This is a genomic window from Moorena sp. SIO4A5 (assembly GCF_010672005.1).
In the GTDB taxonomy this organism is placed as follows: domain Bacteria; phylum Cyanobacteriota; class Cyanobacteriia; order Cyanobacteriales; family Coleofasciculaceae; genus Moorena.
In genome coordinates, this window is record NZ_JAAHHZ010000027.1 from 41,644 (window position 1) to 54,743 (window position 13,100).

Here is a 13,100-nt window from a genome sequence, read left to right on the forward strand (position 1 = left end):
TTTTCTACCTCATAGCCAGGGTTGGGAAAGCCCGCCCCGTAACGCACCACTGGATCAAACAGCTTTAATGAGATATACCCTATATATCCCCAGTAGAACCAGAGAAAAGCTACATAGTTCCAGAAAATCAAGCTCGACTCTTTTTAATTATGTCTCAGTTGCTCCTCTAGCCATTTGTTGTCTAATTCCAGAAACTCAGCAGTCCACGTGAAAGGTTCATCTATAAACTTGCTCCCCAGAGTAATACAACTATCTAAAAATGGGGTATCTACTCCTGTTAGGCGGGCTAACACCTGTAGTGGAAAAGCCCCAAAGGGTAATTCTTCTGAGAGATAGCGATGATGAGGATTCCTGAGAGTAGAATTGTCAAGTGCTTTGATCTGGTGAATGTGTTCGTAAAAAGATGGGCCAGTAGTTCCATAGGCTGTCTTAAAATAATCGTACATATCGCTTAGATCAGGAAACCCTAATGCCTTGGCTATAGCTAGACGATCGCGATCGAAATCACCAATCAAATTAGCAGTGCGAGGACCCATACCTCGGTAAATATTATAATTTTCTCCCAGCTCCCATCTGGTTAAAGAGGCGATGATTAAGGGAACGTGAAAAACATCATTACATTTATCCAAGTTTACTTCTAAACTCGAAGACAGTGGACGCAAATTCTCGAACAAACCTTGATAGGTAGCAACAATCCGCTCTGTCATATCCGAGTTTTGGGCAGCGACTTTGAACTGTTTTTTAAACCTCTTTATAGCTACTTGGTCGTCACCGTTACCTCGGCAGGCAAAGGGGGTATTATTTACATCTGCAACTGCGGGTAATTGGGTTTCACTCATGCCAAATTCTTTTTGCCACACTTTGCAGAAAACTCGACCTGAAAAACGGCTAGAACAGATCAATAAAATATTGGTTTGAGGGGTCATATATTGCCCCAAAATCCGGGCATAAGATTCAACATCCTGACCTCGACAGCCAATCACAATATTATTGGGTAATTTGCCATCATGAGTGGCGGCAATTTCCTCAATCTGGTTAGAACAAGCTGCAATTGGATAATTACCCGGTGAACATACACCCGTTGAACGAACAATCTTAGTTTGACTAATTGAAGAAGAACGACGAGAAAACAGATCAACGTTATGGCCTTGAGAACTCAGGTGAACTGCTGTGGCTAAACCTACATCTCCTCCACCCACAACAAGGTAATTATCTTGTGACATATCTTGTGACATCAAAAAATATCCTTTAAGCTCTATAATTGTGAATATGTAATTGAAATTATGAACAGCTTATCACAAGAGTTTCACCGATTTTTATGCAGGTTAACTGTAATCTCGAAATTATTGATAATGGAGGCAGCTTATTGACATAGACGCATCAGATTAAAAGTTTTATCATACTAAAAAATAACTTTTTTATGTATTTTTGGATACAAAATTACATTAGCTTACCCTGGTTTAAGTTCCGCTACTCAAACGATAGTTCTCGTTTACTGACAACACAATCGTGAAGGTATAAATTGATTAATTCTTGGTAAGAAATTCCTTTTTCTTGCGCCTTGGCTTCAAAATATTCTATTACATCAATCCTCAAAGGCAAAGTTACTGGTTGCTTTAATTTATTGGCATAAGGATTGGGGCGGCTTTTCATATTGGCAAGGTCATATTCTGGTTTCATGGTTTTATCCTCGATAGTGTTTACTTTCATTTTTGGTGGCTTTGCGGGCTGAAATGATTCTGATTACTGATTCCTCCTCTCGGTAACAATGAATAATCAGTAAGATTCGCATTTTCGAGCTTATGCCTAGGAGTAAAAATCGGTCTTCTATCTCAGAATGATCTTCGTCCCAAAACTGGATTGCCTTCTCATCATAAAAAACCGATTTTGCTTCTTCAAATGAAACACCATGCTTTTTTTTATTGATTCGATTCTTTTCGTTATCCCACTCAAAAACTAATTGATTCATGTTTATATTTTAAGACATAATGGTTTAGTATGGTAATGGTAGAGTAACGCCAGCCTAAACCCAAGCTACTTGATGGCGATGCTTGCCCGGTCGCCCTTAAACGATTGACGGTTCGCACAGCGTCGGTCTTTGCCTGAAAAGTCACGCTACGGCAACGCAATCTAATAACTTTGATGGGATTGACTTCGAGGGATTTTCTATTACAAATGCTATACAATATCGCAGCTGATAGCAATAGGCAATCAAACCACACAAAACATTAAAGGGTTGGCACTTTCGGGTGGATCTCATTTTTATTATTTGACCCAACAGTGGTGCGTTACGGGGCGGACTGTCCCAACTCTGGCTACCGAGAAAATGAGGGCTCCCCTAACGCACCCTACGGAACTACTTATCCAAAACTGATGTCCAGACCTGTAAATTACCGAACCAAGAAGTGAGCCGCCCAGGATTACAACCCGCAGCTTCCCCTTCTGCCTCTAAACTAATGGAATGATTTCCTGAGGAAACAGGGCCGAGATCAATTTCACGTGAGGTCAAGGGAAGGCTACTGAACTGGCCAGGTGCGCCCCTCCACCCAAGGGTACCTGTAGAACTAACAGGCTTACCGTCAAGGTAGAAATGGATTTTAATTGGGCCGCAATGAGTAGGGGGGACGACATACTGGACTTTTAAGACACCCCGCGTTGTTACGTCTATTGCGAAGCGGTTACTGCATACTTGGCCACTGCCATTACAATATATTTCTTCTGGGCCAAAATTTTGACTCTTGATGATCACCGGAGGAAACAAATTATGCCAATTCTGGATCACAGCTGCCCCCAGTAGACCAACCAGGCCAATTACAGCGACAATTATCTCTATCCTATGACTTTTATCTTGACCACTCATCCCACTTTACCAAAAGTTATGATCATCGACGTTCGATGACTTTTCATTTTGTTGTTTTACCTAATTTATAATTATATATTATAAAGAGTAAATATTCAATCGGTGGACATTGTTCCGAGTCTGTTACCAGTTTATGTAGGGTGGGCAATGCTTGATACAGCTTCACCAAGCTGGGCTTTGCACCTTGATGAACACTGCCCACCCTAAGATTAATAAAAATGATGCAAGATTCCAGTGTTAATCAACTGAAATCTTGCTAGCTTACTCAAATTTCAAAAACCTAAGCCATCAAGCGTTGCTGAATCAAGGAATGAATGTCCAATCATCTGGTTTTGGTCAAGCCCCCTAAATCCCCCAAGTTTGGGGGACTTTGAAAGTCTTGTTCCCCCCAAACTTGGGGGGCTAGGGGGGCAAAACCATACCCATAATCAGCAACGCCAGCCATCAAGCAGTAAAATATCTAGCGATGGGGTGATAAGCTACAATTGCTGTCGTAGATTGCTCTGGATACAATTGCTCACTCTCATCCATGTATAACTTAATGCGATCGCATTCCAACAAATCCAACTGCTTGTACTGATCCTGGAGATTTGGACAAGCGGGATAGCCAAAACTATACCGTGAACCCTGATAGCGCTGAGCCAACACATCCCGAATGCTATCGGGTTCTCGATCTGCGAACCCTAACTCCCGACGAATCCGAGCATGACTCCACTCCGCCAAGGCTTCAGCGATTTGTACCGCCAATCCGTGGTAATACAAATAATCGGTATATTGATCACCATCAAATAATTTCTTAGCGTACTCTGTGGCAATATCACCTACAGTTACCGCCTGCATTGGGAACACATCGAATTGACCTGCTTCTGCCAACTCCTTCGGTAAAAAGAAATCCGCTATACACAAACGCTTACCAGACCGTTGCCGAGGAAACTCAAATCGTGCCACCTCTTGCAATTCCTTCGAGTCTTTAGCGCCTTCAGGATTCATCCCTTGGGCATCATAAATTATCAAGGAATTCCCCTCAGCTAAACAAGGAAAATATCCATAGACTACCTGGGGATGTAACAAGTTCTCAGCAAGAGTTTTTTCCTTCCATTTCGCCAGAATTGGGTCAACCTTTTCCTTCAAAAACTGATTATACTCTTCCCTCGACTGGTCCTTTGGCTTCCGAAACTGCCATTGTCCAGCAATCAACGCCTGCAAATCCAGATACCAAAAGACTTCCTCGAAGGAAATATCTTCTGGCTGGAGTATCTTGGTTCCCCAGAATGGCGGTGTTGGACGCTCAATATCCAAGGTTACCCCTTCCGAACGATTAGTATCTGGGGGAGTTGAAGGGGGAGTTGAAGGTTGAAGGTTAGATGGTTGCAGGTTGTTTTGTGAACCATTCTCCTGTAACTTGTCAACTTTCAACTCGGAAGAAGCTTCAACCGCTACACCATTCTCTAGCTCATCGATAAAGCCTTTAATATCATCCCAGTTACCAGCTGATTTTGCTGGCATTAATTTATCCATGAAATGGAGGTCAGAAAAGGCATCTTTACCATAAACCACCTGACCGTTGTAGGTATTCTGGCAGTCCTTATGGACAAATTTTGGTGTTAGGGCAGCACCCCCTAGAATAACTGGTACCGTAATTCCCCGCTCATTAAAGGTTGCCAGATTATCCTTCATAAAAGCGGTAGACTTCACCAGTAGCCCACTCATGGCAATACAGTCAGCATTGTGCTTTTCATAAGCATCAATAATATTTTCCACTGGCTGTTTAATCCCCAAGTTAATCACCTCGTAGCCATTGTTGGACAAGATGATATCTACTAAATTCTTGCCAATATCGTGAACATCTCCTTTCACCGTAGCAATTACAAAGGTACCTTTAGCATTCTTCCCTGCTTCAGATTTTTCCATATATGGCTCTAAATAGGCCACTGCTGCCTTCATGGTTTGAGCAGATTGTAATACAAACGGCAGCTGCATTTGCCCGGAACCAAATAGTTCTCCTACCACTTTCATACCGTCGAGCAAAAAGGTATTGATAATCTCCAGGGGAGGATATTTTTCTCGGGCTTTCTCCAGTTGTTCTTCTAAACCAATCCGTTCCCCATCAATAATATGACGCTTGAGCCGCTCTTCTACCGATAGGTTTTCATCCTGGGAGCGATCGCGTTTTGTAGTTTTGCCTTCAAACAGGGTAGTCAGCTCGGCCAAGGGGTCATAGGTACACACATCCCCATCAAACTGCCGCTGATCATAAATCAGTTTTCGACAAACCTCTTGATGCTCTGGCTCAATCTTGGCTAAGGGCAAAATCTTACTAGCACTAACAATTGCTGCATCCATCCCTGCTTGCATTGCTTCGTGCAAGAACATGGAATTAAGCACAATTCGAGCTGCTGGGTTTAGTCCAAAGGAAATATTAGAAACCCCAAGCATAACATGACACCCAGGCAATTCTTCCCGAATCCGACGAATGGATTCGATTGTCCCTTTGCCGTTTTCCCGGTCTTCCTCAATTCCTGTGGAAATTGGTAGCGCTAGCGTATCAAAGAAGAGTTCATGAGCTGGGATACCATATGCGATCGCATCGTTATAAGCACGTTTAGCAATTTCAAACTTCTTATCCGCTGTCCGCGCCATACCATCTTCATCGATAGTACCAATTACCACTCCCGCGCCATAGATTTTAGCTAACTCCAGTACCTTATAGAACCTAGGTTCCCCATCTTCGTAGTTAGTGGAGTTCAGGATACACTTACCCCCAACTACCTTTAAGCCAGCCTCCATCTTTTCCCATTCCGTAGAGTCCAGCATCAGGGGTAAGGTGGAATTTGTGACTAAACGGGAGGCCAATTCGTTCATATCCCGAACTCCATCCCGTCCCACATAGTCCACGTTAACATCTAGGACGTTAGCCCCTTCCCTAATTTGGGATTTAGCCAAAGATACCAATCCATCCCAATCTTCTGCGTTGAGCATGGTGCGGCACTTTTTAGAACCACTAGCATTGAGGCGTTCACCAACAATTAGGAAAGAATTATCTTGCTCATAAGGTTGGGAGCTGTAAATCGATGCTGCTGACGGTTCATGCTTAGGATGTCGCTCCTTCGGGGTCAGGGTTTTGGAAAGCTCCGCTAACTGTTGAATATGAGCTGGCCTAGTACCGCAACAGCCACCAATAACTTGTACTCCCAAATCCTCTACAAAATGCATCAGTGCCATCCGCAGTTCCATGGGAGTAAGCCTGTAGTGAGCATGCCCTCCGACATTTTCCGGTAATCCAGCATTAGGGATACAAGAAACCACAAATGGGGAACACTCAGACAAGTATTTGATATGTTCCTTCATTTGCTCTGGCCCAGTGGCACAGTTAAGACCAAGGATATCAATCGGGTAAGGCTCTAGAATCGTTAGCGCCGCATTAATTTCTGACCCCACCAGCATAGTACCCATCACTTCCATAGTGATCGATACCATCAGTGGGAGTCTTGCCCCTTTTTTTTCAAATACCTCTTCTATGGCATTCAGCGCTGCCTTAATTTGCAGCACATCCTGACAGGTTTCCACAATCAGCAAATCAGAACCGCCATCATACAACCCTAAGGCTTGTTCCACATAGGCGTTCTTCAAGGTATCAAAATCAATATGTCCCAGGGTAGGGAGTTTAGTACCAGGACCCATGGACCCTGCCACAAACCTAGGTTTTTCTGGAGTAGAGTATTCCGCTGCCATCCGTTTCCCTAGTTCCGCAGCAGCTTTATTTAGGTAATAGGCTTGGTCAGCTAGATCATATTCTGCCAGTACAATCGAGGTACCCCCAAAGGTATCCGTTTCAATCACATCTGCTCCCACCTCCAGGAAGCCCCGATGCACCTTTTCCACTGCTTCTGGTTTAGTATGGACAAGGTACTCATTACATCCCTCGTACTCAGGTCCACCAAAGTCTTCAGCGGTAAGGTTTTGGGTTTGGAGAGATGTTCCAGTTGCCCCATCAAATACGATAACCGGGCGCTTTGGGCTATGGAGGTGATTGAGGAAAGGGCTATTCATAGATTCGATTCAGTTGCTATTTGTTGACCGTTGACAGTGTACGGTTGAGAGTTTAGGTAATTTAGTTGATTTATGTCGGCTCTTATAATTACTTTATCAAAAATCACACAAATTGCTTTATTTAATTTTTGTTATAATTTAAATTTTAGGTCAAATTAGGTTTTTTAGAAAAAAACTAATTGTTTTTTTTTACAGTTGTTTATGTAGGGTTTAATTAACTTCAGTTAAAGGGTAAAACAAACAGTAATTTACAAATTACATTATCAAATAATTAGTATAAATTCAATAGTGTGCAACGTTAATTTACTAGTTTGGTAAATCCATTAAAGCCGATTTATAGCGTTGATCATACTTATAGTTAACAGATGCAGCGCTAACGACTCAGTTTACGTCGGCACGGATCTCTTAGAAAATCCCTTGGGATGGTGAGTCCCTACGGTGCAGAAAAAGTTAGGCAGTGCAGGGATTAAAAACACCGGCTTACTTTGGGTAGCCAATTGTGTCCAATTCCAGAAACTGCTGAAAGACAATCTCCTCTAAAAAATGCTATAATATAGAGTAACTATGTGATGGGAAAGACCATGCAAGTTAAAGACTTGACTATTGAAGAGTTTAAGCTGCTCATCCTGAAGCTGCTTTTGCCCAGTGGGTTGCTATGGCCTGCAAATTAATATTGGTCGGGCAATTACGACTATTTCATGATTCCCCTCGAGAAGAGAGTGTGGGGAGATGGGGAGATGGGGAGATGGGGAGATGAGGAGATTTTTATTGCATTCGCGTAGCGTGGCCTTAGGCCAATCCTGTTCATCTCACCATGGGATCGCCTCAAGGTCAAAATGCGAACGCGCCCCGCGTGACCTTAGGTCAATCGCATTCATCCCATCCTATGATGCCCTCAACTTTTCCCTGTTCCCTTGTTTACATCTTAACTAAAAATGCTATCCCTATTTCAGCTTTCTGTCTTTTGTTGCCATAAAAGATAGGAAGCTAATTTTTTGATTACCAATAATAACTCGAATTAAGTAAGCCTTCAGCTGAAGGCTGATAGCTGATAGTTTACATTATAAACCAAATATAGCAATTCTCTATGCCATGAGGTACAAAGGGATCCCCCTAAGTCCCTATTATCAAGGGGGACTTTGACCTCATAAATCCTAGAAAGGGATCCCCCGTTGGTCCCCCTTATCAAGGGGGACTTTGACCTCATAAATCCTAGAAACGCTACAACCCAAAAGCTGATGATAACAACACCAGAAAATTATCAGCTTTGTTTTAATACTATTACCTCTTACTTTTTGCCATACTCTCCACACTTTCCACATTCTACTATTGGCCATATTTCGTAATAAAAAAAAAATCCCAAACCCCTTGACATTTTAATTAATTTATTTATATATTAATAATATAAGCACTTAAGAGGAAAGATTATCATGACTGAAAACATTCCCCCCACCCCAGACAACCAAGGTCGCCAACCTAAGAAATCCAAGCTCTTGTTGATCGGAACTCCTCAACAGGTTCGCGATACAATTAATGCCCTGTATTCCCTTAAGTATGCATATCCCTATGAGTGGAGCACTCCCGAGCCCACTGAAAAGCCTGGTGAGGTGATGACCACTTTGGTCGGATATTTTTACCTAGACTAGGATAGGAATTTGCCAGGGCTTTGACGCCCTGGCCACCATCAAGATTTAAGGTTGTTTTATGAAGTGGGATGAAGTAGTATGGAATAGCATAAATCGGAGTTTAGAATGTGGTTGCTTTCGAGCAATTGCTGACTAACTCTGGTGGAATGTTTTTAGTCATCAGAATTGATTTCATTGAGTTGACCTATTGTGTACTCGTTTTTGTGTACACTTTAGAATTCGGTCAAGACTTGGGGTTAACCAGAACTTGACCGAATTTTTTTTATTGTTATTAATAGCAAAGGGAGTAGGGAGTAGGGAGTAGGGAGTAGGGAATAAAATTTGGCTTTGCTTAATAATGGAATGATTTTAAGAGTTTTGTAGAATGGGCATCTTGCGTGGAACTGGCATCTTGCCAGTTTCATGCTTATTTTCCTGCGGGCATCCTGCCCACTCTACTTCTATTCATTTGAAGATTCAGCAACACCGAAAATTTAGATTTTACTAGAAAGCGCTATAGTTAAAGAAATTATTAATTGGGTGAAGTACTTACTAGGAGCAGAGAGTAGGGAGTAGGAAATGGACAAACAAAGACTACAAGCATACGTCAACCTGATCAAGCAACTGCTAACTTGTTCCAGCGGTGAAGAAGTCCAAATTATTGAGAGCAACCGCGAGTTAGTGGATGCAGAGTTATTGCAGGTAATGGCACAAGTAGCAGAACAACTAGCAGCAAATGGCGACCAAAATAGCGCTGATGTTTTACTCCATCTTAGGAGTGATATTTTAGCCGTAATATCAGAAACCCCTACCTCAACTAATCCCTCATCCCAAGACTATCTGAAATTATTTAAACAGATATTGCAAGCAACTGGTAACAGCAATGGCGACCCCAAAGTCGTGTACCCACTTTTGGAAGCAAACCTAGACAAACTCGATGATAACTTTATAGATATTCTGCAAAGGTGGACAAGTGCTAAATTCTCAGAAGTGGAACCAGAACTAGCACAAGACATTGCTAATAATATCTGGTATTTCAGCGACCTCATCCAGCAGTTTCCCCTGGGGAATAAAGCTAATAATATAGAAATCGCCATTGCTGGTTACGAACAGGTACTAAACGTCTTTACTCGTGAGAGTAACCGGGAAAGTTGGGCAGGGACTCAAAACAACCTGGGCAATGCCTACATTAACAGAATCCGTGACAACAGGGCATTGAATCTCGAAAAAGCGATTAAAGCATACGAAGTAGCATTGGAAGTTCGCACCGAAGAAGACTGCCCCATCCACTGGGCAATGACTCAAAACAACCTGGGTATAGCCTACTGTCAAAGAATTCACCACGACAGGTCTGAGAATGTCGAAAAAGCTATTAAAGCATTCCGAAGAGCTTTGTCAGTTTACACCAAAGAAAACTTCCCCATCCACTGGGCAATGACTCAAAACAACCGGGGTACTGCCTACCTTTACATAATCCATGGCGACAGGGCTGACAATCTAGAAAAAGCGATTAAAGCATTTCAACTAGCATTGAAAGTTCGTACCCAAAAAGACTTCCCCATCCACTGGGCAACGACTCAAAACAACCTGGGCATTGCCTACCGTGACCGAATCCGTGGCCACAGGGCATTGAATCTCGAAAGAGCTATTAAAGCATTCCGACTAGCATTAAAAGTTCGCACCAAATCAGACTTCCCCCAAGATTGGGCAGATACTCAAAACAACCTGGGAAATGCCTATCGTGGCCGAATCTGTGGTAGTAGGCAAGAGAATCTCGAAAAATCGATTGAAGCATTCCAACTAGCATTGTCAGTTTGCACCAAATCAGACTTCCCCATTGATTGGGCAGGGACTCAAAACAACTTGGGCAATGCCTATAGCCAGAGAATTCGTGGTGATAAGCAAGAGAATCTGAAACTTGCTATTGAAGCATACCAAGGAGCATTGGAAGTTTACACCCCAGAAGCAGATCCGATTAACTGTCTCCGAACTTCCCGCAACTTAGGCCACCTTCACTTTGGCGAAGGTAACTGGCAAACCGCCATCGATGCCTACCAACAAGGAATCACCGCAGTCGAAATCAGTCGCAGTTGGGCAATTAATGATCAAAATCGTCAACAGATTATGGCTGACGCTATAGAAGTTTATCACAAACTAGTGCAAGCCTATATCAATATAGAACAGAAGGATAAAGCCATCGAAACAGTCGAGCGCAGCAAAGCCCGGGACCTAGTGCAACTGCTCACCAACCGCGACCTTTATCCAAAAGGTAATGTTCCCCAAGGGATAATCACCGAGTTAAATCAACTACGTCGAAACATTCCATCATTGGAAAAACAGTTACAAGTAGTTTTTGATAAACTATCAGGAAATAGCGATGACAAACAACAACAGCAACGACAATCTTTAGAGGAGTCACGGAAACGACTACAGCAAGAATTACAGCAGTCGCGACAGCAGCTAGATCAGGTACTAAAGCAAATCAATGATAACTATGACTCCAGTTTCAGTCTAACTCAAACCGTGGAAACTATTCCCTTTAGGGATATTCAGAGCCTGATTGATCAAGGCACCGCTATCATTGAGTGGTATGTTACCAGGGATAAAATTCTTACCTTTATTGTCACCAGTCACAGTCAGCAGCCCATAGTTGTGTCATCCTCTGCTGAAAAGCTGGAAAGGTTGGAAGAGTGGGATAAAGACTATACCAATGCCTACCGCAACCAAAAAAATCAATGGATAACCAATCTATCCACTCGTCTCGCGGAACTCGCTACAATATTAGATATTGATAACATTATTTCTGAGATTGATCGAGTATTTGAGAACGTTGGGGGTAAATGCGATCGCTTAATTCTAGTGCCCCATCGTTTCCTGCATCTGTTTCCACTCCATGCTTTACCTTTATCAAAGGATAATTTACTTATCGATCGCTTTGAAAGAGGAGTAAGTTATGCCCCTAGTAGCCAGTTACTGAAACTAACAAAACAACAACATCGCCCCGACTTCAATAACTTATTTGCTATCCAAAACCCAACTAGACCTGAAGCAAAACCCTTGCCTGGCTCGAAACTAGAAGTTGATAAAATCCGACAATACTTTGACCCCAAGCACAGTATAGTTCTTGCTGAAGCAGAGGCAACCGAAGCCAAACTAAATCAAAATATCAAGCAACTCCACTCTGCTCACTGTGTCCACTTTTCTTGTCATGGCAAGTTCGAGCCTAAATCTCCCCTAGAATCAGCCCTACTTCTAGCAGATGCAGACCTAACCTTGTACAAAATTTTTAAACTTGATCTCAATCAATGTCGTATTGTCGGCTTTTCTGCCTGTGAAACTGGGATGACCCTTTCCAGTAACGAAGAAGAAGATTCTAGCTTACCTAGTGGTTTAGATGAATATATTGGTTTGCCTAGCGGTTTTCTCTATGCAGGTAGCCCTAGCGTTGTCAGCACCCTCTGGAAAGTCGATCCTCTTGCCACTGCTTTATTGCTGAATTTAACAACAACTTTCAGTTTACAACAATTGTTATCGAAAATAGCGCTTTATATTATATTTAAAGCAATCCGTGTCGAAATTTTGATAATTTTTCTTCCCTACTCCCTACTCCCTACTCCCTACTCCCTTCAAACACCTTCAGGGCATGCGAGAAATAAATTGTACCAACAGGGGGGCTGTAAACAACAGAGCGATATCAATAACAGTGATAGTGGCGAAGCGAATTTGTTGATTAGTCATAATTACTTATTTCCTCATTTATCAAGGTACCTTAAATTTTCTTAACCCTGGTCTGTTCGCAAAGCGTGGCCAACGGCCTTAGCTCCCTTGAAACACTTTCAGGGCATCCGTGAAATGAATTGTACTAACAGGGGGGCTGTAAACAACAGAGCGATATCAATAACGGTGATAGTGGCGAAGCGAATCTGTTGACTACTCATAATTACCTATTTCCTCCAGCAGTTATCTAAAACTTCTTTAAAGTTGATGTGAATATACTACAGTCCACAATAATTTCACTGCACCGACTTAGCTCACCCACCTTAGTGATTTTTTCAACCGATTGGTGTGATCTGGATCACAATAGCAAAGGTAACAGGGAGTCGGGAGTCGGGAGTCGGGAGTCGGGAGTCGGGAGTCGGGAGTCGGGAGTCGGGAGTCGGGAGTAGGAAGTCGGGAGTCGGGAGTCGGGAGTCGGGAATATGGCATCAAAAATTCTCGCATTTGTATTTGAGTTGTAAACATAATCCCTCAGGCAAGAGGCAAGAGCCAAGAAGCCACAGGCAAGAGGCAAGAGCTATATAGAGATTTTTGGCAATGGAAAAAACTGTAATCGCTGTTTACAATTCATTTAGAAACCCGATACCAATCCAGGGATTTTCCTTAATGCATATAAAATTAAATTTGTCAACCCACTTTACTGAACTTTTATGGTAGCCACAATCTCCTAGAAGCCTGTGGTAAATTTAACTCAAAGACTGCGGAAGCTTCCCGATCGCAAAGGTTGGGATAAGAAGGATTCCGTTCCCCAATTCTCATCAGTCAAGGGTGTATCTGATTTTTATTCA

General features: G+C 42.6%; 10 protein-coding genes. 3 read left to right on the forward strand and 7 right to left on the reverse strand.

Going from position 1 to position 13,100, the window contains the following annotated elements:
- Positions 1-143: 143 nt before the first annotated feature.
- The 5 genes from F6K57_RS10055 to metH all read right to left on the reverse strand — a co-directional run bounded on the left by F6K57_RS10055 (position 144) and on the right by metH (position 6,910).
- Entirely contained in the window at positions 144-1,235 is a 1,092-nt protein-coding gene (locus F6K57_RS10055; RefSeq protein ID WP_293067041.1) for an NAD/NADP octopine/nopaline dehydrogenase family protein, read from the reverse strand.
- A gap of 235 nt (positions 1,236-1,470) precedes the next feature.
- Positions 1,471-1,680, reverse strand: coding sequence for an antitoxin (locus F6K57_RS10060; protein ID WP_293023376.1), 210 nt, complete (start codon positions 1,678-1,680; stop codon positions 1,471-1,473).
- A 4-nt stretch (positions 1,681-1,684) separates the two neighbouring features.
- Positions 1,685-1,969, reverse strand: a complete 285-nt coding sequence (locus F6K57_RS10065) for a BrnT family toxin (RefSeq protein ID WP_293023374.1) — start codon at positions 1,967-1,969, stop codon at positions 1,685-1,687.
- A gap of 387 nt (positions 1,970-2,356) precedes the next feature.
- Entirely contained in the window at positions 2,357-2,860 is a 504-nt protein-coding gene (locus F6K57_RS10070; protein ID WP_293023372.1) for a hypothetical protein, read from the reverse strand.
- A 444-nt stretch (positions 2,861-3,304) separates the two neighbouring features.
- Positions 3,305-6,910 (reverse strand): methionine synthase, encoded by a 3,606-nt coding sequence (metH, locus tag F6K57_RS10075; RefSeq protein ID WP_293067045.1) that lies wholly within the window; start codon positions 6,908-6,910, stop codon positions 3,305-3,307.
- A gap of 729 nt (positions 6,911-7,639) precedes the next feature.
- On the opposite strand from metH, the gene F6K57_RS10080 reads away from it, so the two are divergent.
- Positions 7,640-7,843: a hypothetical protein gene (locus F6K57_RS10080; RefSeq protein ID WP_293067048.1), complete on the forward strand. Its 204-nt coding sequence runs from the start codon at positions 7,640-7,642 to the stop codon at positions 7,841-7,843.
- 497 nt (positions 7,844-8,340) lie between these two features.
- Entirely contained in the window at positions 8,341-8,556 is a 216-nt protein-coding gene (locus tag F6K57_RS10085) for a hypothetical protein (RefSeq protein WP_293023363.1), read from the forward strand.
- A gap of 236 nt (positions 8,557-8,792) precedes the next feature.
- On the opposite strand, the gene F6K57_RS10090 is transcribed toward F6K57_RS10085, so the two are convergent.
- Positions 8,793-8,960, reverse strand: a complete 168-nt coding sequence (locus F6K57_RS10090) for a hypothetical protein (RefSeq protein WP_293067051.1) — start codon at positions 8,958-8,960, stop codon at positions 8,793-8,795.
- A 154-nt stretch (positions 8,961-9,114) separates the two neighbouring features.
- Between F6K57_RS10090 and F6K57_RS10095 the strand changes: the two genes are divergently transcribed.
- Positions 9,115-12,318: a CHAT domain-containing tetratricopeptide repeat protein gene (locus F6K57_RS10095; RefSeq protein ID WP_293067054.1), complete on the forward strand. Its 3,204-nt coding sequence runs from the start codon at positions 9,115-9,117 to the stop codon at positions 12,316-12,318.
- A 292-nt stretch (positions 12,319-12,610) separates the two neighbouring features.
- Here F6K57_RS10095 and F6K57_RS10100 read toward each other — a convergent pair whose 3' ends face one another.
- Complete coding sequence (locus tag F6K57_RS10100) at positions 12,611-12,826, reverse strand: hypothetical protein (RefSeq protein ID WP_293067057.1); 216 nt, start codon at positions 12,824-12,826, stop codon at positions 12,611-12,613.
- Positions 12,827-13,100: the final 274 nt, after the last annotated feature.